Source organism: Dictyoglomus thermophilum H-6-12 (assembly GCF_000020965.1).
GTDB lineage: Bacteria > Dictyoglomota > Dictyoglomia > Dictyoglomales > Dictyoglomaceae > Dictyoglomus > Dictyoglomus thermophilum.
The window spans coordinates 808919-835020 of the sequence record NC_011297.1; the positions used below are offsets into that span (position 1 = coordinate 808919).

A 26102-nucleotide genomic window follows, 5' to 3' on the forward strand; every position below is an offset into this window, starting at 1 on the left:
TCGAGAGGAAGGATGTATCCAAAATTACTTACGATTCCACAATTCCAGTTTTTGAAGTATAAAATAGGACCAATTGTTATCTATTCATGGGGAACTTTTGTGGCTCTTGGTTTTCTTATTGGTATTCTTCTTGCTATGAGATGGGCTAAGAAAGAAAATATTGATCCAGATCACGTTCTTAATGTAGCAGTATGGAGCATAATCTCTTCTATAATAGGTGCAAGGGCAGTTTATGTTATTAAATATTGGAATGCTTATAAAACTAACCCAATCACAATTCTTCATTTATGGGACGGCGGATTAATATTTTTTGGTGGCTTTTTCGTAGCACTAATAGTAGTTTTGCTTTATATTAGAAAATACAAGATTGATTATTGGAAGTTCTTAGATATATTAGCTCCTGCCGTTACCATAGGAAGTGCTATTGGCAGAATTGGTTGTTTTCTTAATGGGTGTTGTTATGGATATGAAACTCCACTTCTTTGGGGAGTGAAGTTTCCAAATGTCTATGGTTATAGGCATGCTACGGAGCTTTATTATACAGTTGCTTTCCTTATCGTATTTATATATCTTTTGAGGGTTAAAAGTAGGAAGACTTTTGATGGAGAAGTAGCAACTAATTTCTTCATTTACTATTCCTTTGCCTTTTTTATAGTAGAAATCTTTAGAGACAATCCACGTAATTTCCTATATTTAACAGGATCTCAAACAGTTTCTTTACTCCTAATTGCTTTTGGCATCTATGCTTATAGAAGAAGAAAGGCTGGTCGTCCTATAATTCCCGAGCAGTGTCTCTTTTGGAAAGTTATGACCACAAAACCTAAAGTTAGCAAAAAGAGATAAGTTATATGTTTTTAAGGGTTGCTTTTATAAAACTATCTATAAGTTCAGGAAAGTCTATACCAAAGGCTTTTGCGGCTTCTGGATATAGACTTGTCTCGGTCATTCCAGGAATAGTGTTAACTTCTAATACATAGATATGGTTTGTATTTTCCTCTACGATCATATCAACTCTTGATAGATGTCTGCACCCAAGGGCTTGGTGAGCTAAAATACCAAGCCCTTGGGCTTTTTCGTATACTTCTTTGGGAAGTCTCGCAGGAATAATATGATCTGAGAGTCCTGGAGTATATTTAGTTTCATAATCATAAAAGCCTGTTTTAGGTATAATCTCTATAAGGGGTAAACATACAGGATTATTAATATCGTAGATTCCTGCTGTAATCTCTTTTCCCTTTATATATTCCTCGATGATTATATTTTCATCATATTTAAAAGCCAATTCTATACCTTTTAATAGTTCTTCTTCTGTGCTTGCTAATGAAAGCCCAATAGTAGATCCTTGAGTTGCAGGCTTTATGATCCAAGGTTTTTTTAATTTTGATACATTTTTTACAATATTATTTAAATCTTTTGTTTCAAGCTCCTTTTTAGATAATTCTATCCATTTAGGAGTTGGAATATTGTGAAAGGTAAATATTTTTTTTGCCATTGTTTTGTCAAGGGCAAGGGCACTTGCAAGGACTCCAGATCCTACATATGGAATACCAAGAAGCTCGAGTAATCCTTGAATGGTTCCATCTTCTCCATATTTTCCATGGGCAGATATAATGGCTACATTTATATTTGCTTTTTTAATGTTCTCTACTACATTTTCATCAATGGGAATCTCAATGTAATCGTAACCTTTTAACTTTAAAGCATTTACAATGTTTCGAGCTGTTTTAAAAGCAATCTCTTTTTCACTTGATTTTACACCGATAAGAACACCAATTTTCATAAAGTAAAGATTCTCCTTTCTTTTCCTAAGGTCTATTAGAAAAATTTTACACTTAATTTTTGTTTTTATAAAGATGAATCTTGTTATAATAGAAATCAAAAAAGGAGGAAGTTTAATGACCCAAAAAATTGAGGATATTTTTTTGGAGATAAAAGATGAAAAATTGAAGGGAAAAATTAAAGACTTATATGAAATATTTCAGAGGGTAGCCCAAAGGGGTGGACTCTATATTACTGATTTCTTAGATTTGACAGAACAGTATTATTTTCAGAAAATAAGTAGCTATTTTGTTAATGAATTATATACATCGCTTTATGGCGGCGTAGATGGAGCGGAAAGAAAGATGGGATTTATATCAGATAAGATAGAGTTGATTGAGTATATAGACTACAGTAAATATTTAGTGGGATTAAGCATAAGATCTAAGGATAAAATTTCTATTTCATTTTTAAAGGAGATTTTTGAAAAAAATAACTTAATAAATAAATTAGGGGATATTTGGTATTCAGATGGGATAAAATTAGTTTTGGCAAGCGAAATTTTATCTGATGTTGAGAAACTATTTAATGAATATCAAATTGATTTTGAACTTTTAACCCTTGAACAACTTAAAGCTTATTCTAAAATTACAAGAGTTATACGTACTACAGAGAGTTCTAAGAGATTAGACTCTGTTGGTAGTGCTGCATTAGGGATCTCAAGAAGTAAGATGCAAAGCTATATAAAAGCTGGGGTGGTAACAGTTAACGGGAAAAAAGTATACGATGCTCATTATGAATTGGAAGAGGGAGACATAGTAATAGTTCAGGGGCTTGGAAATTTTAAAATCAATAAAATTAATGTTACTCAAAAGGGTAAATTTTACATGGAAATTGAAAGAAGTCTAAGGAGATAGCATGGAGTATTTTGAATTAATATTAAAAACTAAGAAAGACTTAGAAGAACCTATAATTGCCATATTAGAGATTTTGGGTTCAAAGGGTACAGCTATAGAAGATAATTTCTTTGATAACTCTGTTCTCTGGGATTATGTAGATGAGGAGTTTGCAGAGAGAGACTATGTGCTTATAAGATCCTATTTTGACAAAGATACAGACATGGAAGAGATAATAAATAGATTGAAGGCAAGAATTAAAGAAAATTTTGAAGGGTTAGGGGATGTAGAAGATGTAGAGTATAGAGTTGTTAAAGAAGAAGATTGGGCTAATGAATGGAAAAAGTATGCAAAACCAATATATGTTGGAAGAATTTTAATTTTGCCTTCCTGGGAAAAAGTAGATACTACCGAAGATAAGATTTTAGTTATAATGGATCCGGGAATGGCTTTTGGATCAGGTAGTCATCCTACTACTATTATGTGTATTGAAATGCTTCAGAAATATTTGAAAGAAGGAATGGATGTTTTAGATGTAGGAACTGGTTCTGGAATTCTTTCTATTGTGGCTAAAAAACTTGGTGCAGGTAAGGTTAAAGGCATTGATATTGACAAAAAAGCTGTAGAGGTTGCAAAAGAAAATGCAAAGAGAAACAATGTAGAGTTAGAGTTTCAACAGGCTAATCTTACTATTGGCATAGAGGACAAGTATGATATAGTTGTGGCAAATTTAATTGCAGAGATTATTTTAAAACTAAATTCTGAAGTTAAAAGAGTTTTGAAAGAAAGTGGAGTATACATTACTTCTGGCATCATAGGAGAGAAATTAGATATGGTTTTGAAATCTTTTGAGGAAAATAACATAAAAATCTTGGAGATAAGGGAGAAAGAAGGTTGGTTTACTGTGGTAGGTAAAAATGAAGATTAGAGGGCATCATTTGTTTTGTCTTTTACATTTTGAGGGTAAAGGATATTCTCAAGATTTTGTAGAGAACATGTATAAGGTTAAAGAAGCTCTTGAGAATAGGGGAAAATTCTCTTTAGTTTTGTATTGTGATGATATATGCAAAAAGTGTCCTTATATGGAGAATAACGAATGTAGAAAAGATGTTGATAATAAGCTAATGTATAAAGACAGTGAGATTGTTTCAAGGCTTGGATTAAGTTTAGAGGGAGAACTATATGATTTTGCTTATGTCAAATCACTAATTTTTAAAAATTTTAATAGGAAGGATTTTGAGGATTTGTGTAAGGATTGTTCTTGGTTTTCTTTGTGTAGTGAAAAGGGTGTCTTTGGATAAAGGATGGGATGGATTATGTATAAAAAAGAAAAATCTCATATATACCTATTTTGTTTTGACGATACATATTTTAATCAAAGAAATCTTGTGAGATTTGGAAAAGTAATAGATTTAAGAGGATTTAAACAGGTAAGGTATCTCTGTTCTTATGACAGATTGAAGGAGCTTGAGAAATTTGTTAATTCAATAAGTGGAATTAAGTTCTTAGGTAAAAGTGATTTTCATTACTTTACTTATCTGTTTGTAAAAAGCATTAATATTAAATTTAATCTTGTGGTTATAGATCATCATGTGGATCTAAAAAGCACTTTTGAGGGGTACATTAGCTGTGGATCATGGTTGAGAGATGTTATGAAAATTTCATCTTTAAATAAAATTTTTTTATTTACTTCCGATAATAATACTGGAGAAAATAATAACAAGTTAGTTGTAATAAGCAAGAATTTTAAACCTTTAAAAACCATGATAGGAGATTTGCCTATTTATGTGAGTATAGATAAGGACATTCTTGATAAAAAGTACCTAAATACTAATTGGGAGCAAGGTAATATGGATATTAAAGAATTTTTTAACTTACTTAATTTTCTCTCCCAATTTAATGTGATTGGAGTTGATGTTTGTGGAGAGCCTGATTTTAATTTGGCTGAATATGAAAAAAGTGAGAAATTAAACCTGATGATTTGCAATATATTTTCTAAAAATGAATACTTTAGAAATTCTGCTTAAGGTGTTAGTATAGGATTTAAGTTATGAGATAAATGTTTCTTTGGGTATAATAGAACAAAAGCAATTTTAAAAAATCTTTTAGGGGGACAAATAAATGGAAAAAATAAGCGCAAAAGAAAAGAGTATAAGAGAACTTCTTAAGGATAAAAGATATCTTATTGATTACTATCAGAGGGAATATAAATGGCAGACTAAGCAGGTCAAGGAGTTAATTGAGGATTTAGTTGAGTGTTTTCTAGAAGATTACGATCCCGAAGATTCTAGAGAGAAGATAGCAAATTATAGTAAATATTATCTTGGAGCTATTATTATTTGTGAGAAGGATGCTCAGAAATATATTATTGATGGACAGCAACGTCTTACAACTTTAACACTGCTACTTATTTATCTGAGAAATATATTAAAGGATGAAGACCAGAAAGCTAAGTTGTATAGTCTTGTATTCTCAGATGTTTTTGGCAAAAAGACTTACAATATTGATGTGGAGGAAAGAAAACCTTACCTTGATGAGCTTGTTAAAGGAAATGTTCCTGATATAAACGGTGTTTCCGAGTCTATCGAGAATCTTATTGAAAGCTATAAAGAAATACCTACATTCTTTCCTGATGATTTTGATGATAAAGCATTTCTTTACTTTAGCGATTGGTTGATAGAAAATGTCTATCTTGTAGAGATAACAACTCACGTAGAGGAGGATGCTTATAAGATATTTGAAACGATGAATGATCGAGGTCTTTCATTGACTCCCATTGAAATGTTGAAAAGCTATCTTTTATCAAGAATTAGCGATACTAATAAAAGAAATGAGGCTGCAAAGGTTTGGAGAGAGAAAGTAGAGGCTTTGAGGCGTTTAGGAAAAAATGAAGATAGCGAAGCTTTTAAAGCGTGGATGAGAGGAAAATTTGCAAATAGTATTCGTGAGAAGAAAAAGGATTCTAAACCTCTTGATTTTGATAGAATAGGAACAGAAATGCATCGATGGGTTAAGGAGAATGAAATAATTATTGGTTTAAAAGATTCTGATGACTTTTATAAATTTATAACTAAGGATGTGAAATTTTATTCAGAAAGGTATAAAGAATTAAAGGAATATTCTCAGAAACTAACAAGGGGGTTAGAGTCTATCTATTATCTAAGTTATTTAGGATTTACTCTCCAGTATCCAGTACTTCTCGCTTCGATTAATATCGAAGATGATGACAAAAACATTAAGAAGAAATATCAAATTGTGGGGGATTTCCTTGATATTGTTTTTGTGCGTAGACTTTGGAATTATAAAGGTATAGATTATAAGAACATGCAATACATATGCTTCAATATAATAAAGGAGATTAGAGATAAATCCTTATACGACTTAGGTGAGATATTATTAAGAAAGTTAGCAGAAGATAAATTTAACTTTGCTAAGAACAAAAACTTTAAATTAATATCTTTTAGAAGGTTTTATGTGCATTATATTCTAGCAAGGATGACTGATTTTGTTGAGGTAGAATCAGGCCTGAAAAGCCGATTTGAGGAGTATATAGCTAAGGGTCCAAATAGATATGAAATTGAGCATATATGGTCAAAAAATGCCTTTAATGAGTTAAAGGGTGAATTTTCAAGCTTATCAGATTTTGAAGAACATAGAAATAAAATTGGAGGACTTTTGATATTGCCTAAGAGTTTCAATGCATCCTATGGTGATCTTCTTTATACGGAAAAGCTAAAACATTATTTTGGTCAAAATTTACTTGCAAAATCTTTGCACGAAGATTGCTATAATCACAATCCTGGATTCCTTAATTTCATTGAAAAGACAGGTCTTCCTTTTAAGCCCTATTCTAAATTTGGGAAAAAAGAACTTGAAGAGAGACAAGAACTTTATTGTCAACTTGCCGATATAATATGGTCACCTAAAAGGATAGAAAAGATTTTGAAAGAGAGCTTCTAAAGATAATAATTTTATTAGACATTTAAAGTTGTTTTAAGGTACTTAAAGAGATGTAAAGACTGAGTTAAATGAATTTTGTAATATTGTGGCGAAGCAAAGAACTGAGGCTATGGAGGAGAAGATTGAGAGATATCCTCAAACATATCTTCTAGTTTTGGATGAGGTTGGAGATTGGCACAAAAATCTCTTTATGATGGGTGGTTGTGTTTTTGATTTATCTTGTTTATGGAAAATTATTTTATATTTAAGAGAAATTAAGAGGGATATATTGAAATTTGAAGATACAGACAAAGAATTTAAATGGAGTAATTTTACTTGTAAAATTAAGAAAATAAAAAAATCAAACTCTCCTACATTGGAGTCTGAATTAAAAAAAATATAAAGAATATTTAGAAAAAATTGTTTATTTAGGCGAAAAAGAAATTTTTTCATTCTTTTGTTCTGTTGTAGAACTTCCTCTAGTTACTCTCTGGAGAGAATGGAAAGATCACAAAAACAAAGAGGATAGGAAAAGATGTGAGATATGGGTTAGAGAAAAATCAATTCAAGATATTGTTCAACGGTATTTCAAATGGTTAGAGGAAAAAGACGGGCTAGGACTTATATTAATAGATCGAACTAATAATAGAATTGATGAGCTATATTTTAAAAAGTAAGAGAATTGATAATTAGTGGAGATATTTTTTACCACAGATTTGATAGAATAATACCACCTTTTTTTTGATATAAATGATATATTTTTTGGGGCATTTAGTTATGTTTTACGGAATTTATATGGAGATTCTAAAGGGAAAATTCATCCTATAACATGTATGTTGTATTCAGTTATTCTAAGAAAAATTAATAAAAGTAAAGATGGAAAAATTTGGGGATTTGGCTTATTTGATATTCCTAAAGAATCAAAAATAAGAAATTGTTTAAATGAGGAAGCTTTAAACTCTATATCAAAAAACTGTGATGAAATGAGTATTTTAGATTAAGAATGACGTTGTGGAGATTTTAAATATTGCGGGAGCAACCATAAGCGAACTTTTGCGTCCTATAAAAAAATTTTTGTATCCCAAGTTATTTCGTCTAATTAAAAATGAGTAAACAAGTTGGATAAAAATATTTTTATTAAGTCAAGTATATTTTTCTAAAAAGAATTCTCAAAGTGTGTTTAAATTTTCGTGACAACCCTAATACTTTCTAAAAGCATAATGTTACAAAAATTTATATTTGGTGGCCCTACGGGGATTCGAACCCCGGTTTTTGGGTTGAGAACCCAACGTCCTAGTCCACTAGACGATAGGGCCACTTTTTTTCTGGCTGGGGAGGATGGATTCGAACCATCCCTACCTGATCCAGAGTCAGGCGTCCTACCAGCTAGACGACTCCCCAGTTTTTTACAAGATTATGTTAATATATAACGCCGATTTTGTCAATATAATCGAGCTTTCTCCTAAAATCAGTAGTTCTTTAGTGAGTCCTTTTTCCCTCCTTTCTTTTTAAAATTGTCTACTTTTGAATTACATAAATAGTAGTTTTGGTTTTTTTCTTTATTTAAGACTTGCAAAAAATAAATGATCTAAATCTAAGTATTTACCACATAAAAAATAAAAACCCCCAGGAGTTTTTCCTGGGGGTTTAATTCTTATTAGTACTCAGGTGGTGGAGGAGGGGTTTGTTTCTCTTTTTCTGGCTTTTCAGCTACGAGACCCTCAGTAGTTAATACTAAGGCTGCTATACTTGCAGCATTTTGTAATGCAGATCTAGTTACCTTTGCAGGATCTACAATTCCAGCTTCAAACATATTTACAAACCTATCGTTTGCTGCATCGTATCCCATTGGTCCATCCATTTCTTTAACTTTTTCTGCAATAATTGATCCTTCTTTACCAGCATTGTTAGCTATTAACTTTAATGGTACATCTAAGGATCTTCTTACAATTTCTACTCCTATTCTTTCATCTTCGTTATCAACTTTTACATCATCGAGGGCTTTTATTGTTCTTAGTAAGGCTACACCACCGCCAGGAACAATACCTTCCTCTACGGCAGCTTTAGTTGCGGATAATGCATCTTCTATTCTATGTTTCTTCTCTTTGAGTTCTACCTCAGTGGCTGCTCCAACCTTTATTACAGCTACACCACCAGCAAGTTTTGCAAGTCTCTCTTGTAATTTCTCTCTATCAAATTCAGAATCAGTTTCTTCTAATTGCTTTTTGATTTGAGCAATTCTAGCCTCAATATCCTTCTTATTTCCTTTTCCACCGATAATGGTAGTCTTATCTTTGTTAGCTCTTACTTTTTCAGCTCTTCCGAGCATGTCTAAAGTTACATTTTCAAGTTTGATTCCAGTCTCCTCGGAGATGAACTGACCTCCTGTTAGTATAGCTATATCTTGAAGCATAGCTTTTCTACGATCACCAAATCCAGGTGCTTTTACTGCAAGAGATTGTAATACTCCACGTAATTTGTTGACTACTAAGGTCGCAAGAGCCTCACCCTCAACATCTTCTGCTATTATTACTAGTGGTTTACCTGTTTGGACAACTCTCTCAAGTATTGGTAGGATCTCGCTTACTGCACTAATTTTTCTATCAGTTATCAAGATATATGGTTCTTCTAATACTGCCTCCATTCTTTCTGGGTCTGTGATCATATATGCAGAAAGGTATCCTCTATCAAATTGCATTCCTTCAACTAATTCTAAGGTAGTGGTTATTCCCTGAGATTCTTCTACGGTTATAACACCATCTTTTCCAACTTTGTCCATTGCTTCAGCAATAAGATTTCCAATCTCTGTATCGTTATTTGCAGATATAGCTGCTACATGGGCAATGTCTTGTTTTGTTTCTACAGGTTTTGCAATCTTCTTTAATTCTTCTACTACTTTCTCAACAGCTTTTTCTATTCCTCTTCTTACATACATAGGATTTGCGCCAGCGACAACATGTTTCATTCCCTCATGTACTAATGCCTGTGCAAGAACTGTTGCGGTAGTTGTACCATCGCCTGCAACATCGTTAGTTTTGGAAGCAACCTCTTTTACAAGTTGAGCTCCCATATTCTCAAAAGGATCTTCAAGATCAATTTCTTTAGCAATAGTTACACCATCATTTGTTATAACTGGAGCCCCAAATTTTTTCTCAAGAACTACATTTCTTCCCTTTGGTCCTAAAGTGATCTTTACAGTATCAGCAACAATATCGAGACCTCTGATTAGTGCTGTTCTTGCTTGCATATCAAGGCTCACTAATTTGGCTGCCATATTCCATCCCTCCTTTTTCCTAAAAGTTTTTTACTCCTCAATAACAGCTAAAATATCTCTTTCGCTGAGAATAAGATATTCTTCACCTTCAATTTTGACTTCAGTCCCTGCGTACTTAGCAAATATTACTCTGTCTCCCTCTTTGATTTCTAATGGCACTTTTTGACCATTATCAAGAATTCTACCAGTTCCTACTGCGATGACTTTTCCTTGTTGGGGCTTTTCTTTTGCAGTATCGGGTAAAACAATACCACTTTTTGTTTTCTCCTCTTGCTCAATAACCTTCACTACTACACGATCACCAATAGGACGTAATTTCACTTTTCCCAGCCTCCTTTCTTAAAATTTTTGTTAGCAATCTCATTTGGTGAGTGCTAAAACCAAAAAATAATATATATTAATTCTTAACTGTGGTTCAATAAATAAAATCAACAAAAAATAGTAAAAAAATCCTAAAAAATCAAATTTATCAGAAAATATTGCTATTTTTCTTTGTTTTTTATCAATTCTCTGTATAATTCTTCTAATTTTATAGCGCTCCTATCTATGGAAAACTCTTGTGCTTTGATTTTTGCGTTCTTTTGCATCATCTTTAAAAGTTCAGGATTATTCAGTAAAAGTTCTACCTTATTGGAAAATTCTTCCAGATCCTCTTCTACAAGAAAGCCTTCTTTTCCATCTTCTATTAGGCTCATAGAGCCTGGAGCTCTTATTGCTACTACTGCACATTCACCAGCCATGGCTTCTAGGGTTACTAGCCCCTGGGTTTCAGTAGTGGAGGCAAACACAAAAATTTCAGCTATTTTGTAGAAATTTACTAGTTCTTCTCTTGGGTACCAGCCCATTAGTATAATTTTATCTTCTAAATTTAGTTTTTTTATTAGGTTTTCTAGGTTCTTTTTTTCTTCACCATCTCCAACTACAAGAAAAATGGTGTCATCCCTGTTTTTAAGTAGTTTTTCTAAAGAGTAGAATAGAAATGGGATATTCTTTTCTTTTGCAAGTCTTCCTGCATAAAGTAATATTCTCTTATCTTTCCATGGAAAATTTTTAAGAAATTCTTCTGAAATATCCTTTTCCCATAGAGAAAAATCTATTCCTGTAGGTAATATTTCGATTCGGGTTTTTACGCCAAAATTTATTATCATTTCTTTTATTTCCTTAGTAGGGGCTATAACTAAATCTACTTGATTAGCATACTTAACGCTTTCCTGAATAGCAAACTTTGCAGAAATTTTTTCTGGAATTAGAGGTATATAGTGTACATATTTGTGGTATTGGGTATGATGGGTAAAAACAATAGGTATGCGATACTTCTTTGCAAGTTTTAGAGCTGTTTTTCCTATCACAAAAGGATGATGAGAATGCACAATGTCGAAGTTTTGTTTTTTAAAAAAATCCTCTACGAAAAAAGAAAAGTATAAAGGTATGGGCTGAGGGGTAATAAATTTTAGAGCAAAGGATGGGAATCTCCAAACCTTTTTGTTAGAATCATCTTTATATCTGGGAAACCAGGGTGGATATTTGGGAGCAAAGACAAAAACCTCATGTCCTAGCTTTTCTAAAGCTTCTCTATAGCTCTCAACTGCTATAGCTGCTCCTCCAGTATTAGGGAGGTAATTATTTGTAAAAAAGGCTATTTTCATAGTATTCCTAGTAGTTTTTTATATAAATTTACTGTAGCTTCGGTAGTTTTTTCTATATTATAGGTTTTAGCTATTTCCGTAGCTCTTTTTGAGTATTCTTCTCTCAAACTTTTATCTTCTGCAAGTTGAATTATTTTTTGAATCACATCATTCTCATTCCATGGTATATAATGGGGGGATAGAGGAGCTTTGTACTCTTCAATATCTCTTAAAAGTAGAGGAAGTCCAACTGCAGAAGCTTCTAATACAGCTATGCTAAAGTTTTCTTGCCTTGAGGGGAAAAAGAATATATCTGCCATGTTATAAAATTTATTGAGTTCTTCATGGGGAATAGGTCCAGGTAATATTAAATTAGGTGGTGGATCTTTTAGAATCTTTTTAATTTCTCCATATCCTCCACTGAAGAAGGAGAATGGTATACCTCCAACCCATACGAATTTATATTGAGGAAGGGCTTCTGCCACTTTAGCAAAGGTATCAAACCCTTTTCTTTTTATTATATGTCCTACACTTAATAACACGATTTCATTATCAGATATGCTAAAGGCTTTTCTCATTTCTTTTCTAAGTTTTTCGTCTTTTTTGAATAAACTTAGATCTATACCATTTGGAATAAATATAATTTCGCTTTTAACTCCCATCTCTTTTAGTTTCTCAACTTCTAAGGGGGAAACTGCAATGACAGCATCTGCTTGGTTGTAAAATAATAAAAGATATTGGGCGAAGAGTGACTTCCATCTCTCAGCAAGAATTGCGCTACCAAGCATTGTGTCGGCTATTACGTGAGCTGTAAAGACTATCTTACTATCAGAGCTTTGTTTTGCATACTTAAAAAAGACATCTCCTAAGGAATGGAAATGAAGTATATCATATGGTCCTTCTTTTAATGTTCCGTTATAATAAACTTCCACATCATTTCTCTTTTTTAGTGCTTCATATAACATCTTACAAGCTGTTTGGTCCCCACCACCTTTTTTTCTTGCCGATGGTATACCTGGTTTAAAGAGCAGGTTAACTTTTATTTTCTTATTCATAATTCACCTCGAGTCTCTTTACCAATTTTTAATACCCAATATATATACTAACACAATTGCTCCAACAAGCAATGTTAAATAGTGAGTAAGAGTTCTCCAGAGGATTATAAATATTCCTAAAATATATTTAGGTACAAATGGGGCAAAAGCAAGAGAAAGGAGAATTTCTATGGCTCCACTGCCTCCAGGGGAGGGCACATAAAACATCATGAAAAAGATTGGTACTTGTACCAAAACTACAGATATATAGTTAACTTGTAAATTAAATGCACTCATAAGTACAGGAGCAATAAGAAAATAAGTGATCCAGGAAAGAAGGTTAAAGAGGAAAAATCCTAAAATTGTAAGTTTTTTTTCTTTTAAGAAAGACCACAAAGTGTTGTGAAAATCTCTTACAGTTTTGTTTACTACTCTTAGTATTTTGAATGGATGGATTTTTCTTAAGAAAGGGATTTTTCTTAGTTTTATTAATACATAAGATAGTAATCGGATTATTGGTCTTGGTTTAAATAAAGCAAAGAGAAAAAGCCCTACTACCATTAGAAAGAGTATGGCACTATATTGCACCAATTTTCTAATTATATTTTGAGGGAAGAGATAAGAATAGAAATATATTATTAAAGGGGAAGCAAGAGCAAAAGTAAGTGTGTTTATCACATATCTAAAAAGACTTAAAGCCGTAGCTTGTCCGACTTTAATATTCTTTTTGGACAGAAGATAGATTTCCAAGGGTTCTCCACCTGCAGAGGTAGGGGTAATACTCGCTGCGAAGTAATACGACAAATGAATCTGTAATGCTTCTAAAAGATTCAGTTTAGCTCCCTCTATGCCCTGGATTAAGATACTATATCTAATTCCAGACCATATCCAGCTTAATATGTTTAATAAGATAACATATACTAGATATTTTCCGTTTATAGATTTAAGGGCATGCCATGTCCTCGAATCTGTGGTTAAAAAGAGAATTATAAGGAAGACGATTATAGTTATGATCAATGATATTTTCAATCCTGATTTTATAGTGTTATTTAACTCCCTCATCTTTCACCTAATAAAAGGTCTGGTTTTGCTTCAAGAGATAGATCACTTTTGTATCCTTTTTGGTAAAGATGATAACCTGCACAAGCAATCATAGCCCCATTATCGGTACATAAATAGGGGGGTGGAATGTATAACTTTATACCTTTTTTTTGACTTTCTTCTTTAAATCTTTTTTGGAGATAACTATTAGAGGCAACGCCTCCTGATACCACTAAAGTTTTTATATTGAATTTTTCTAATGCTATCATAGCTCTTTCTAATAACTCTTCAACAACTCTTTCTTGAAAAGAGGCTGCAATATCTGCGACAGGTATTTCTTTATTTTCCTTTTTGAGGTCTCTTACAAGATATAAAACTGCAGTCTTAATACCACTAAAACTTATGTCTAGTTCTCTGTCGCATCTTATTTTAGGAAAACTAAATATAGATTTTCCTGTTTTTGATATTCTATCGATTTCTGGTCCTCCTGGATAATTTAGACCTAGTATCCTTGCTACTTTATCAAAAGCTTCACCTGCTGCATCATCAAGAGTTTGACCAAGAATTCTATATTTTCCAACATCCTCTACGAGAATATATTCGGTATGTCCTCCTGATACTATTAATGCAATAAAAGGAAAAGAGGGAGGATCATCTCTTAGGAAGTTTGCAAAAATATGTCCTTCAAGATGATTTACTCCTACTAGGGGCTTTTTTAGAGCAAGAGAGAGAGCTTTTGCTGCTGTTATTCCTACCCATAACGCACCAATAAGACCAGGTCCATAAGTTACCGATATTAGATCTATATCTTTAAAGTCTTTATCAGCTTCTTTTAAAGCGAGATCCATAAGTCTATTTAACACTTCTACATGAATTCTTGAGGCTACCTCAGGTACTACTCCACCAAAAGTCTTGTGTATCTCCACTTGAGAAGACACAATATTACTTAATATTTTGTTACTGTCTTCTAATATACTTACGCTAGTTTCATCGCAAGAAGTCTCAATGCCAAGAGTAATCATTTTTTCACCTTAAGGTATTAATTTTTTTACCATGACGAGGGCATCTTCTCCATCTTTGTAATACCATTTTCTTACTCCAATTTTTTTAAAGCCCTTTTTGTAATATAAATTTTGGGCAATCGTATTAGAGACTCTCACTTCCAAAATTATGTTTTTAACTGACTGCCTTTCACAATAGTCTATCACAAAATCAAGAAGTTTTTCACCGATTTTTCTTCCTCTATAATCAGGGTGTACAGCTATTGTAGTTATTTGGGCTTCTTGAAAGATTATCCAAAGCCCCACAAAACCCACCACTTTATTTTCATATGTTGCTACAAAGTAGTGAGCAATTCTATTTGAGGAAAGTTCTCTTTCAAAACTTTCTCGGCTCCATGGGTTTGAGAAAGAAAGTTTATTTATCTCGTCTACTTGATCGATATCTTCGAATTTCATGGGTCTTATTTCTATAGAAAGCTCACTATTTTTTCTCTGGGTTTGCATTTTTTCTCTCCCAATTAATCTCAGCACTGGATTTCTGTCTATAATCGGGAAGGAGATTTATGTAATTCCACACTTCTCCTTTTTTATATTTCTCGAGAGAGAGATGAATAATGGTCTCACCTCTGGGGGAATTTTGATATTCGGAAGAGATTATAACATCTTTAGGTATTAAAGCTTTGATATCTTCATTTATCTTTCCTATTATCATTATAGGTTTGTTCTTCAAAGTATTTATTAAGCTTATAAAATTTTCATAGGTATAGATTCCTTCTTCGTATATTTTTTCATTTTGGGTATCATAGAAACCTGCATGGAGTTCTCCCTTCCTTGCAGGCATTATAGGTACTTTAATTCCTAAAAATGGAGTCTGATATGCCAGGCATTCTAAATAAGAAATTCCTACTATAGGTTTTTTATAGATCTGGGCGAGAGTTTTTATCGCGACTATTCCTATTCTAAGGCCTGTAAAGGATCCAGGACCTCTTATTATAGAGTAGAGCTCAATATTTTCTAATTTCCAACCTGATATATCTAGTAAAGTTTTAAGGTTTGTTAATAGAGTTTCACCATAAGTTTTTGAATCAGTAGAATAAAATAACTCATATAGTTTGTTATCTTTCCATAGTATTATACTGCTTTTTTCAAAGGCAGTGTTTATTCCAAGAATAAACATTTTTTTAACTCCTGTAATAAAGTGTTATATCTGTCTCCGTAAGGTTTAAATTTTATCTTTCTTTCGTTTAAATCTATGTGCTCAAAATTAATTTCCATATACTCTTTCGGCAGTATTTTCTCAATTTTATCTGCCCATTCGATAACTATAATAAAATCGCTATTTAAATACTCTTCAAAACCTATACTTTCTAGCTCTAATTCTGGAACTTTCAATCTATATACATCTACATGAAGCATATTATATTTTCCTTTATATTCCTTCATTATCAAGAAAGAAGGGCTATTTACAGGTATATTTATGCTTAGTGCTTGGGCAATTCCTTGTACAAAAGTGGTTTTCCCACTTCCTAAATCTCCTATCAATGCTAGTACATCCCCTGGAATTAAAATACCTCCTAGAGTCATACCTAGTTTTTTAGTTTCTGAAGGACTTTTACTCAAGAATTCCATGATTATTCCCAGAGATCTTTTAAGAGTATGACTTCATCCCTTGCGGGACCTGTACCTATTATTGTAACTTTTGTTTCGAGTTCTTTTTCAATTCTTTCTATGTACCTAATAACATTTTCTGGAAGTTCTTCATATTTTTTTATACCTTTCAAGGGTTGTTTCCATCCTGAAATTTCCTCAATTATAGGTTCACATTTTTCAAGGATATTGAGAGAAGATGGAAATTCCTCAATAATTTTTCCATTATATTTATAGGCTATGACGAACTTTATTCTATCTAATCCACTTAAAACATCAAGCTTAGTTATGGCGAGGTCTGTAAAACCATTAATCCTTTTGGCATATCTTAAAGCTACAAAGTCAAGCCATCCTACTCTTCGTGGTCTTCTTGTAACTGTGCCATATTCTTGTCCTTTTTCTCTTATAATTTCCGCTAGTTCATCGGTTATTTCGCTTGGAAAAGGCCCTTCACCAACTCTTGAAGTGTACGCTTTTATAACTCCCACAATTTTGTTTATACATTGAGGAGGTAGTCCAGCTCCAACGCAAACCCCGCCAGAGATGGTGAAAGAGGAAGTTACAAAGGGATAAGTACCAAAATTTATATCTAACAAAGTTCCTTGGGCTCCTTCAAATAGGATTCTTTTTTCTGCTTTGATATTATCATATATTAACTTTGAGGTGTCGGTAACAACAACTCTTTTTTCCATGAGTTTTTCAAAGGCTTCTATTTGAGAGTTGTAAATCTCCTCGAAAGAAGGTAACATAAAATCTGAAGAGAGAATGGCTCTTTTTAGAGAATAAATATATTCTAGCTTCTCTCTAAAGACTTCTTTATCTAAGAGATCTCCTACGTGGATAGTGTCTCTTGAAAAATGATCAGTATATGCAGGGCCAATTCCTCTTGCAGTTGTTCCTATTTTTTTGTTCCCTCTTTTTTCCTCATAAAACTTATCTAGCAATATGTGGTAAGGTAAAACTAAAGGAGACCTATCGCTTATATACAGATTTCTTATGGATAAACCATTCTTTTCAGCTTCCTCTATTTCTTCCAAAAGTCCATTAAGATTTACTATTACTCCTGTAGCTATTATGTTTAGAGTTTTTGGAGATATTACTCCAGAAGGTAGAAGTCTAAATCTATAGGTTTTTCCATCTACTATAACAGTATGACCTGCGTTGTTTCCTCCATTGAATCTTACTACTACGTCTGCATTTTGAGATATAAGGTCTATGATTTTTCCTTTTCCCTCATCTCCCCATTGAGCGCCTATAACCACAAGAGTTTTTTCTTTGTTCATTTCTCTTCGCCTCCTAAAGCTTTCATTATGTCTTCCATTATTTTAGTATCATCTTTTATAATTTGGGCTACTTTTGTTTCTATAGCTGCTTTAGCCACAGAAAAAGATACAGCTGGTACTACCCTTTCATCAAGAGGAGAAGGTATAAGATAATCTTCTTGGGGTTCTTCTATTAAGGATGCAATGGCTTTTGCGGCTGCTACTTTCATTTCATCATTTATTTCTCTTGCTCTTACTGTAAAAGCTCCCCTAAATACTCCTGGGAAAGCCAGAAGATTATTTATTTGATTTGGATAGTCCGATCTACCAGTACCTATTATTTTTACTCCTTCTCTTTTTGCGTCCTCAGGCATAATTTCAGGAATAGGGTTGGCCATTGCAAATATTATAGGATTTTTATTCATTAATTTTATGTATTCAGGAGGAAAAAGTTTAGCTTGCGAAACACCTATAAATACATCGGCTTCTTTAAGGGCATCCTTTAGGTCGCCCTTTTCTCCTTCGGGATTAATTATGCTTGCTATTTCTTCTTTTATTTCATTCATGTTTTCCTTTCTTCCAGGATAAATAATTCCATTTCGATCAAGGAGTTTTATGTTTTTTGCTCCTTCTCTTAAAAGAAGCTTAGTAATGGCGATTCCAGCAGCTCCTGCCCCAAGTATTACTATTTTTATTTCGTTAATCTTTTTATTTACAAGCTTTAGTGCATTTATTAGGGCAGCATATACGACTATTGCTGTACCGTGCTGATCATCATGGAATACAGGAATATCTAAGATTTCTTTTAGTCTCTTCTCGATTAAAAAACATTTAGGAGCAGCTATGTCTTCTAAATTTATTCCTCCAAATACTGGGGCTATTGTAGAAGTCACTTCAATAATTTTCTCTGGATCTTGGGTATTCAAACAGATAGGGAAAGCGTCTATATTTGCGAATTTTTTAAAAAGTAGGGCCTTTCCTTCCATAACTGGTATAGCCCCTAAAGGACCTATATTTCCTAAGCCTAGAACTGCAGATCCGTCACTTACTACTGCAACAGTATTTGCTTTAATAGTTAGATCATAAACTTCTTCGTTATTTTTGTGTATCTCTTCTGAAACCCCCGCAACTCCAGGGGTATAAGCTAAGGATAGATCATGTCTATCTCTTAAAGGAATCTTTGATTCTATTTTTATTTTTCCTTTATGCTTTCTGTGGAGATTAATAGATTCCTGGTAGATATCCATTTATTCCTCCTCTTTTCTCTTTTCCTCTGGATAGACTACACGTATATGTACTTCTTCTAACTGTTTAGAATCAACCTCCGAAGGAGCACCAGTAAGTAGGCAGGTGCCACTTTGGGTTTTGGGGAATGCTATCACATCTCTTAAGGAATTAGACTTAGTTAAGATTGCTATAATTCTATCTATACCTAATGCTATTCCTCCGTGAGGGGGTGCCCCATATTCAAAGGCTTCAAGTAAAAATCCAAATTTCTTCTTAGCATCTTCTGGAGTTATATTCAGAATATTGAATACTTTTTCTTGAATCTCCTTTTTATGTATTCTTATACTACCACTTCCAAGCTCTGTTCCATTTAAAACTAAGTCATAGCACTTTGCTTTCACTTTTAAAGGATCAGTATCTAATAGTGGTATATCTTCATCTTTTGGAGAAGTGAAGGGATGATGTTCTGCAACAATTCTTCTTTCTTCTTCATCGTATTCAAATAAAGGGAAATCGGTAACCCATAGAAAGTAAAGTCCTTCTTTCTTTTCTATATTGAAAAGTTCTGCTATTTCAAGTCTAAGAGTACCAAGTATTTTAACTACCTCTTTCCATTCTCCTGCAATGCAGAAGAAAGAATCTCCTTCTCTAAGATTAAGATTTTCGATTAGCTTATTTTTAGTGTTTTCATCTAAGTATTTACTTATAGAAGATTTCAGTTCTCCGTCAGTATAAGTAAACCACATAATGCCTTTTCCTTTTAGTTCCCTGACTTTATTTTCAATAATAGACCATTCTCTTCTTGATGGTACGATGTTTTTTAAGATAATTCCCTTTATTACTCCGTTTTTCTCAAGAGTAGACCTAATAAATTCTAATGGAAGGTTTTTAAAAATCTCAGTAACGTCTGATATCTTTAGGTCATATCTCAGATCGGGTTTATCACTTCCGTATGTATTCATTGCTTCTTCGTAGGTGATTCTTGGGAAAGGGACCGTTATATCTATATTCATTAAATTTTTTAGTGTGGTTTTAAAGAGATTCTCTATTATGTTAAATATATCTTCTATCTCTACAAAGGACATTTCCATGTCAAGTTGTGTAAATTCTGGTTGCCTATCTGCTCTCAAATCTTCGTCTCTAAAACATCTAGCAATCTGGAAATATCTATCAAAACCTGATACCATAAGGATCTGTTTAAAAAGTTGGGGAGATTGAGGAAGAGCATAAAATTTTCCTGGTTGAAGTCTGCTTGGAATGATAAAATCTCTTGCGCCTTCAGGGGTACTTACTATGAGATATGGTGTTTCAATTTCTATAAATCCATTTTGAGCCAAGAAATTTCTTATTGCTAAGATAAAATTGTGTCTAAATATTATATTAGATTGCATTTTATCTCTTCTTAGGTCTAAATATCTATATTTAAGTCTTACTGTTTCATCTATTTCTTTGTTACTCCATAGATTAAAGGGAAGTGGCTTTGATGGGTTTTCTATATTTATTTTTTCTACCTCGATTTCTATCTCTCCTGTAGGAATTTTAGGATTTTCCATGCCTTCAGGTCTTTTTCTAACCTTTCCTTCCACAGATATAACCCATTCGTTGCCTAATGTATCAGCAATGTTGTAGCTTTCTTGGGATATGGCTGGATCTACGACTAATTGAACAATTCCACTTCTGTCTCTCAGATCTATAAATATCAAACCACCATGATGTCTTATTCTATGTACCCAACCACTTAATGATACTTTTTCTCCTACGTTTTTAATGTTAATCTCCCCACAGTAATGAGTCCTTCTCAATGCAAGCCCACCTTTCTTTTTGAAAATTCTTTGTAATTATAACACAATATGTTGTAATTCTTTAATATCCTTAATTTTGATTTCCTTTTCTTCTCCTGTCTTAAAATTTTTAATTTTTAAAATATTATTTTCTATTCCTTGATTTACAAAAATAACGTAGTCAGAATTGAGCTTGTCTGCCCATTTGAGCTGAGTTCTCAAAGACTCTTCAGGGGAGCCCATCTCTACTCTGTAATTTGTACGTAAAGTTTTTGCTATTTCCATAGCTTTTTTTACATATTTTTCCTTTTCTATAGCAATAAAAATAAGTGATGGTCTTTCTATTTTAATTTTATTTTGTTGTTTTAAAAGAAGTATTAATCTTTCTATGCCTAATGCAAAACCAAGCCCTGGTGTTGAAGGTCCACCATAAGTTTCTACCAAGTTGTCATATCTTCCTCCACCTACAACGGCATTTTGTGCTCCAAGGGAGGTTGTGGTTATTTCAAAGACAGTTCTAGTATAATAGTCAAGGCCTCTTACGAGTTTTGGGCTTATTTTGAAGCTTAAATCTGCCTCTTTCATATAATTGAGTACTTTCTCGAAGTGGTTTTTACAATCATCACATAAAAAATCCAAGGGCTGAGGAGCATTCTCTTTGAGGGGTATAATTTTCTCGTCCTTTGAATCTAAGATTCGAAGAGGATTTCTCTCGAGTCTCTCTTGATCTATATGAGATAAAATATCTTTGTATTGGGAAAAGTAATTTTTAAGTGCTTCTCTATAAGCTGGTCTACATTTAGTACAACCTAATGAATTTATTTCAACTTCTAGGTTTTCAAGTTCTAAAGTTTTAAGAAACTCTATGGCTAGGTTTATAATCTCAAAATCGATGTAGGGATCTTTTCTACCTAATACCTCAACTCCTAATTGATGAAATTGCCTATATCTTCCTGCTTGAGGTCTTTCATATCTGAACATAGGTCCTATGTAATAAACTTTCCATATTGGCGTTGTTGCGTATACTTTATTCATAAGATAGGCTCTAATAACTCCAGGAGTTCCCTCAGGTCTTAAAGTTAAAGATCTTCCTTTTTTATCCTGAAATGTATACATCTCTTTCATTACTATGTCAGTAGTTTCGCCAGTGCCTTTGATAAAGAGTTCTGTAAATTCAAATATGGGAGTTCTTATTTCCTCATAGTTATATTTTTCAAAAAGATTTCTGGCTGTATTCTCAATTAAATGCCAAAAAGGCGTTTCATCAGGAAGTATATCTTGTACTCCTCTTGGGATTCCTAAATTCATTCTTTTCTCCTCCTTGGTTTTTTAAGTTCTTCAGTATCCAAAATAATAGTTACAGGTCCATCATTTATCAGTTCTACTTCCATATATGCTTGAAATACACCTTCTTTTACGTCTCCAATTTTACTTTTTAAATACTCAACGAATTTTTTGTAGTAATCTAAAGCCTTTTCTTTATCAGCAGCATTTGTAAAGTCCGGCCTTTTTCCTCTTCTGCAATCAGCAAAAAGAGTAAATTGAGATACTACTAAGGCCGATCCGTTTATATCGTTAATGTTTAAGTTCATTTTTCCATTTTCATCGGAAAAAATTCTCAAGTCAACTATTTTATCTGCAAGTATTTTTATATCTTCCTCTTCATCATTTTTACCTATTCCAAGAAGAATAAGAAGTCCCTTAGAAATCTGACTTATAAGTTCTCCATTTACTTTTACTGAGGCCCTTTTTACTCTTTGTATTACGGCTTTCATCTAAACTCTTGTAGTCTTCTTACAGAGATAATGTCAGATAATTTTTTAATCTCTTCCATAAGATAATAAAATGCAGGAGGATTGTCAATCTCAACAATAAGTTTAATTCTTGCTATTCCATCTTTTCCAACCTTTGTGGCTAAGTCTAATATATTAATTCTTGCTTGAGCAACTCTCTCAATTATATCTTTAAGTAGTCCTACTCTGTCTATAGCTTCTATTTCTATTCCAGTTTTATACTTTCCTCCTTTAATTTTTTGCCACTCTATAGGTACGATTTTTTCAGGATGGGTCTTTTTTAAGTTTACTAAATTAGGGCAGTCTATTCTGTGAATTACAATCCCTCTTCCTTTTGAGATGTATCCTATTACTTTATCGCCTGGAATTGGATGACAGCATTCAGCTATTCTCATCATTATATTATCAAGTCCTGAAATTTCGACTCCTTCTACTAATTGTTCTCGCTTCTCCTCGAAAGAGATGGGAACTACTAATTCTTTTTTGTATTCTCTTTTAAATTTTTCAATAAACTGTTGTGGGGTAATGTCTCCTGTCCCAACACTTAATAGGAATGACTCAACCTCTTTAAAACCGCTTTCGCTTAAGAAAGATTTTCCTAAGGGATGTTCGATTAAATCATTTAGGCTTATTTCTGTTTTTTGTAGAAATTCCCTTAACCAATCTTCATTTCTTTTTATCTCATTTTCCAAAAGTTCTTTAGCTTTCTCTATGGTCTCTTCTCTTGCAATTTTCTTAAAGTATTGTTTGATTTTGTTTTTGGCTTGAGTTGTTTTTACTATATTAAGCCAATCTCTGCTTGGTTTACCTTCTTCTTTGCTTGTTATTATTTCCACAATATCTCCATTTTTAAGGACATAATTTAAAGGTACTATCTTCCCATTTACTTTTGCCCCTCGACATCTATGACCAACTTCAGTATGTATAGCATATGCAAAGTCAATAGGAGTAGATCCTTGCGGTAGAGCAATGATATCCCCTTTGGGAGTAAAAACATAAATTTCTCTTTCAAAAAGATCGCTCTTTATAGATTCAAGAAACTCTTGGTCATCGGCTAATTCTTTTTGCCATTCAAGAAGTTGTCTCAGCCATGATAATTTTTCTTCAAAGTAATCAGGTTTTTTAATTTCTTCTTTGTAGAGCCAGTGAGCTGCTATTCCATATTCTGCCACTCGATGCATTTCCCATGTTCTTATTTGTACCTCTAAGGGCTTTCCATCCATAGCAATTACAGTTGTGTGTAAAGATTGGTAGTTATTTGATTTCTTATTGGCGATATAGTCTTTGAATCTTCCGGGAACGGGTTTCCAAAGATTATGAATTATGCCTAAAACCTCATAGCATTCTTTTTCAGAGTTAACTATTACTCTTACTCCTAAAAGATCATACATTTCCTCTATTTCGATTCCTCTTCGTAACATCTTTTGATAAATACTATATAAATGTTTAGCTCTACCTGTTACTTCTGCATTTATACCTGTCTTTTTTAGCTCTTCTTTTATTATTTCAATTGCTTTTTCAATAAATTTTTCTCTTTCTTTTCTTGTCTCTGCTACTTTTTTAGCAACGTAATGATATTTTTCAGGCTCTAAATATCTAAAGGCAAGATCTTCTAATCTCCACTTAATATCCCATACACCAAGTCTATGAGCAAGGGGAGCATATATCTCAAGAGTTTCTTTGGCAATTCTTTTTTGTTTTTCTTCGTCATGATATTGAAGAGTTTGCATATTGTGAAGTCTATCAGCAAGTTTTATTATTATCACTCTTATATCCTTTGCCATTGCTATGAACATTTTTCTTAGGTTTTGTGCTCTATAGGCTTCGGTGGGATAAAAGCTCAGTTTTTCCAGTTTGGTTATTGCTTCCACAAGTGAGAGTACGTCTTTTCCAAATTCTTTTTCAATTTCTTCTTTGGGTACTTTGGTATCTTCAAGTACGTCATGAAGGAGTCCAGCAATTATAACGGTCTCTTCCATTCCCAGGTCCATAAGTATTTTTGCAACTTCCACAGGGTGAGTTATATAAGGTTCGCCAGATTTTCTCATCTGCCCTTTGTGGGCATTTTCAGCAAAAATAAAGGCCTTCTTCAGATTCTCGGAAGAATATTTTTCTTTTCCTTTTTCTAATAATTCTTGTAACAGTGCATCCTCGGTTTTCATGATATTTTATTAATTATACAACAACATCTTACAGAATAAACATCAGTCCTATAGCTGCACTTATACCCATTATTCCTCCAAAAATAAAAGGAGCTTGAGGACCTAATGTACTCCATAAAAGTCCTGCTATAAAGGATGCTGGAAATAATCCTATTCCTACTAAAGTTGCATGAAGGCCTATGGTAGTTGCTCTTAAATGCGTTGGAGATAGATCGGAAATTAAGGCTTTTTCAATCCCTTCTGTGAAAGCATTGTAAAGTCCGTAGAGGCCAAATAATATCCATAGATAGCTTAGTTTTGAATTTATTCCAAATCCTAAATATACAAGTCCATAGAAGGCATACCCCAAGATTATAATTTTTTTTCTGCCTATTTTATCGGAGAGAAAGCCTGCAGGATAAGAGAAAATTGCATAAACAAGGTTATATAAAAGATAGAAAAGAAGAACGTCTAACAGTGAGGCCCCAAGATTTCTAGATCTCAAAAATAGAAATTGGTTTGATGAGTTCCCAAGAGTAAATATAAAAGAAAAGATCAAGAAATTTTTTAATTTTCGATCCAAAGATCTCCACTGAAATTTTATCCTCTCTTTTTCTTCTGATTTTTTATGAAGGCTGGGTTCTTTGACAAGAAATAATACTAAAACTCCAAGCACAGCTGGTATAAGGCTTATTAAAAGTATATTCTTGAAAGTTGGAATATAATCCGCAAGGTTATTTCCTGTTTCTGTTAAGTTTATACTTTTTATTATAAAAATAGATATTAATACACCTATAAAAGCTCCCAAAGTATCCATGGCTCTATGAAGTCCAAAAGCTCTTCCGCGATTTTGAGATACCGACTCGGCGATTATAGCATCTCTTGGGGCTGTTCTTATCCCTTTGCCAAATCTGTCTGAGATTCTTCCTATGAAAACCCCAATCCAACTGTTTGCGAGATATAAGAAAAGCTTTGCCAAGGCTGATAAACTATATCCTAAGATCGTAATTGGTTTTCTTTTTCTAATTTTATCTGAAATATATCCTGAATATACTTTTAAAAGTGAGGCTATGCTTTCAGCTAGTCCCTCAACTAAGCCTAAGATAGCTGGGCCAGCTCCTAAAGCTAGTAGATAGAAGGAGATTAGAGGATAAAACATTTCTGAGCTAATATCTGTGAGGAAGCTAGTAATTCCAGTAATTATTACGTTCCACATTATTATTCCTCCTTGTTGATTTTTGGTTTTTCTTAATATTATACTCTTTTGTTTATAAAATTTATATTCGTGAGGTGAAATTATGGAAAAAATCAAAGTGTTACTATCAGTTTTTGGAGTCATTTTTCTTGCAGAGCTTGGAGATAAGACTCAGCTTGCAGTATTAACTTTGTCTGTAAAGACAAAATCTCCCTTTTATGTTTTTTTAGGAGCCTCCTTAGCATTAACTCTTCTGAGTTTTATAGGAGCTTACTTAGGAGAAGTATTGACAAGATATATTCCAAGAGATACACTTGAAAAAGTTGTAGGTTTAATTTTTATATTGGTTGGAATTTGGACAATTTTTAAAGATTAAAAAAGAAAAGGGTAGAATTTTGGGTATAATTCTACCTTAATCTTTTTTTATTGTTTGTTTTCTATGTTTTTCTTCTTTTTTTAGGATTTCATTTTTGTCCTCTTTATATATA

General features: G+C 32.9%; 25 protein-coding genes and 2 tRNA genes. 8 read left to right on the top strand and 19 right to left on the bottom strand.

Annotated elements, in window-relative coordinates; genetic code table 11:
* Positions 1–12 precede the first annotated feature (12 nt).
* Positions 13–843: a prolipoprotein diacylglyceryl transferase gene (lgt, locus tag DICTH_RS03850; RefSeq protein ID WP_012548602.1), complete on the top strand. Its 831-nt coding sequence runs from the start codon at positions 13–15 to the stop codon at positions 841–843.
* Position 844: 1 nt separating this feature from the next.
* Here the strand turns inward: lgt and DICTH_RS03855 are convergent, their stop codons facing one another.
* The gene (locus DICTH_RS03855) at positions 845–1780 is read right to left on the bottom strand and encodes a D-alanine--D-alanine ligase family protein (protein ID WP_012547129.1); all 936 of its coding nucleotides are present in this window, start codon (positions 1778–1780) and stop codon (positions 845–847) included.
* A gap of 115 nt (positions 1781–1895) precedes the next feature.
* On the opposite strand from DICTH_RS03855, the gene DICTH_RS03860 reads away from it, so the two are divergent.
* The 6 genes from DICTH_RS03860 to DICTH_RS03885 all read left to right on the top strand — a co-directional run bounded on the left by DICTH_RS03860 (position 1896) and on the right by DICTH_RS03885 (position 6996).
* Positions 1896–2675, top strand: coding sequence for a S4 domain-containing protein (locus DICTH_RS03860; RefSeq protein ID WP_012548449.1), 780 nt, complete (start codon positions 1896–1898; stop codon positions 2673–2675).
* A gap of 1 nt (position 2676) precedes the next feature.
* Positions 2677–3582: a 50S ribosomal protein L11 methyltransferase gene (gene prmA, locus DICTH_RS03865; RefSeq protein WP_012547599.1), complete on the top strand. Its 906-nt coding sequence runs from the start codon at positions 2677–2679 to the stop codon at positions 3580–3582.
* A complete protein-coding gene (locus tag DICTH_RS03870; protein WP_012548166.1) occupies positions 3572–3955 on the top strand; it encodes a DUF1284 domain-containing protein in 384 nt (127 codons plus the stop codon). The genes prmA and DICTH_RS03870 overlap by 11 nt, the downstream gene beginning before the upstream one ends.
* Before the next feature lie 15 nt (positions 3956–3970).
* A complete protein-coding gene (locus DICTH_RS03875; protein ID WP_012548419.1) occupies positions 3971–4681 on the top strand; it encodes a hypothetical protein in 711 nt (236 codons plus the stop codon).
* Between the two features lie 94 nt (positions 4682–4775).
* Entirely contained in the window at positions 4776–6614 is a 1839-nt protein-coding gene (locus tag DICTH_RS03880; RefSeq protein ID WP_012547567.1) for a DUF262 domain-containing protein, read from the top strand.
* An 85-nt stretch (positions 6615–6699) separates the two neighbouring features.
* Positions 6700–6996, top strand: a complete 297-nt coding sequence (locus DICTH_RS03885; protein WP_041723209.1) for a hypothetical protein — start codon at positions 6700–6702, stop codon at positions 6994–6996.
* 837 nt (positions 6997–7833) lie between these two features.
* On the opposite strand, the gene DICTH_RS03890 is transcribed toward DICTH_RS03885, so the two are convergent.
* The 18 genes from DICTH_RS03890 to DICTH_RS03975 all read right to left on the bottom strand — a co-directional run bounded on the left by DICTH_RS03890 (position 7834) and on the right by DICTH_RS03975 (position 25635).
* Positions 7834–7909 (bottom strand) — tRNA-Glu (locus tag DICTH_RS03890).
* A 10-nt stretch (positions 7910–7919) separates the two neighbouring features.
* A tRNA-Gln gene (locus DICTH_RS03895) sits at positions 7920–7994 on the bottom strand.
* 256 nt (positions 7995–8250) lie between these two features.
* Positions 8251–9867 (bottom strand): chaperonin GroEL, encoded by a 1617-nt coding sequence (gene groL, locus DICTH_RS03900; RefSeq protein WP_012547084.1) that lies wholly within the window; start codon positions 9865–9867, stop codon positions 8251–8253.
* 30 nt (positions 9868–9897) lie between these two features.
* Positions 9898–10188 carry a co-chaperone GroES gene (groES, locus tag DICTH_RS03905; protein ID WP_012548136.1) on the bottom strand — a complete coding sequence of 97 codons (291 nt, stop codon included), beginning with the start codon at positions 10186–10188 and terminating at the stop codon, positions 9898–9900.
* Positions 10189–10349: 161 nt separating this feature from the next.
* Complete coding sequence (locus DICTH_RS03910) at positions 10350–11513, bottom strand: glycosyltransferase family 4 protein (RefSeq protein ID WP_012547833.1); 1164 nt, start codon at positions 11511–11513, stop codon at positions 10350–10352.
* Positions 11510–12547, bottom strand: coding sequence for a glycosyltransferase family 4 protein (locus tag DICTH_RS03915; protein WP_012547713.1), 1038 nt, complete (start codon positions 12545–12547; stop codon positions 11510–11512). Before DICTH_RS03915 ends, DICTH_RS03910 begins: the two co-directional genes overlap by 4 nt.
* 18 nt (positions 12548–12565) lie before the next feature.
* Positions 12566–13588 (bottom strand): lysylphosphatidylglycerol synthase transmembrane domain-containing protein, encoded by a 1023-nt coding sequence (locus tag DICTH_RS03920; protein WP_012548094.1) that lies wholly within the window; start codon positions 13586–13588, stop codon positions 12566–12568.
* A complete protein-coding gene (gene tsaD, locus DICTH_RS03925; protein ID WP_012547201.1) occupies positions 13585–14589 on the bottom strand; it encodes a tRNA (adenosine(37)-N6)-threonylcarbamoyltransferase complex transferase subunit TsaD in 1005 nt (334 codons plus the stop codon). The genes DICTH_RS03920 and tsaD overlap by 4 nt, the downstream gene beginning before the upstream one ends.
* Before the next feature lie 9 nt (positions 14590–14598).
* Positions 14599–15072 (bottom strand): ribosomal protein S18-alanine N-acetyltransferase, encoded by a 474-nt coding sequence (gene rimI, locus DICTH_RS03930; protein ID WP_012547504.1) that lies wholly within the window; start codon positions 15070–15072, stop codon positions 14599–14601.
* Entirely contained in the window at positions 15050–15745 is a 696-nt protein-coding gene (tsaB, locus tag DICTH_RS03935; protein WP_012548349.1) for a tRNA (adenosine(37)-N6)-threonylcarbamoyltransferase complex dimerization subunit type 1 TsaB, read from the bottom strand. Before tsaB ends, rimI begins: the two co-directional genes overlap by 23 nt.
* Positions 15727–16197: a tRNA (adenosine(37)-N6)-threonylcarbamoyltransferase complex ATPase subunit type 1 TsaE gene (gene tsaE / locus DICTH_RS03940; RefSeq protein WP_012547879.1), complete on the bottom strand. Its 471-nt coding sequence runs from the start codon at positions 16195–16197 to the stop codon at positions 15727–15729. Before tsaE ends, tsaB begins: the two co-directional genes overlap by 19 nt.
* A 2-nt stretch (positions 16198–16199) precedes the next feature.
* On the bottom strand, positions 16200–17498 hold the full coding sequence (locus DICTH_RS03945; protein WP_012547048.1) for an adenylosuccinate synthase: 1299 nt from the start codon (positions 17496–17498) through the stop codon (positions 16200–16202).
* Positions 17495–18724, bottom strand: a complete 1230-nt coding sequence (locus DICTH_RS03950; protein WP_012548661.1) for an NAD(P)-dependent malic enzyme — start codon at positions 18722–18724, stop codon at positions 17495–17497. Before DICTH_RS03950 ends, DICTH_RS03945 begins: the two co-directional genes overlap by 4 nt.
* A complete protein-coding gene (aspS, locus tag DICTH_RS03955) occupies positions 18725–20506 on the bottom strand; it encodes an aspartate--tRNA ligase (protein ID WP_012547814.1) in 1782 nt (593 codons plus the stop codon). It abuts the gene before it with no gap.
* 36 nt (positions 20507–20542) lie between these two features.
* Positions 20543–21793 (bottom strand): histidine--tRNA ligase, encoded by a 1251-nt coding sequence (gene hisS, locus DICTH_RS03960; RefSeq protein WP_012547501.1) that lies wholly within the window; start codon positions 21791–21793, stop codon positions 20543–20545.
* A complete protein-coding gene (dtd, locus tag DICTH_RS03965; RefSeq protein WP_012547149.1) occupies positions 21790–22260 on the bottom strand; it encodes a D-aminoacyl-tRNA deacylase in 471 nt (156 codons plus the stop codon). Before dtd ends, hisS begins: the two co-directional genes overlap by 4 nt.
* Entirely contained in the window at positions 22257–24440 is a 2184-nt protein-coding gene (locus DICTH_RS03970) for a RelA/SpoT family protein (protein ID WP_012547884.1), read from the bottom strand. Before DICTH_RS03970 ends, dtd begins: the two co-directional genes overlap by 4 nt.
* 28 nt (positions 24441–24468) lie before the next feature.
* Complete coding sequence (locus tag DICTH_RS03975) at positions 24469–25635, bottom strand: MFS transporter (protein WP_012547043.1); 1167 nt, start codon at positions 25633–25635, stop codon at positions 24469–24471.
* Positions 25636–25717: 82 nt separating this feature from the next.
* On the opposite strand from DICTH_RS03975, the gene DICTH_RS03980 reads away from it, so the two are divergent.
* Positions 25718–25990 (top strand): TMEM165/GDT1 family protein, encoded by a 273-nt coding sequence (locus DICTH_RS03980; protein WP_012548045.1) that lies wholly within the window; start codon positions 25718–25720, stop codon positions 25988–25990.
* The last annotated feature ends 112 nt before the right edge of the window (positions 25991–26102 follow it).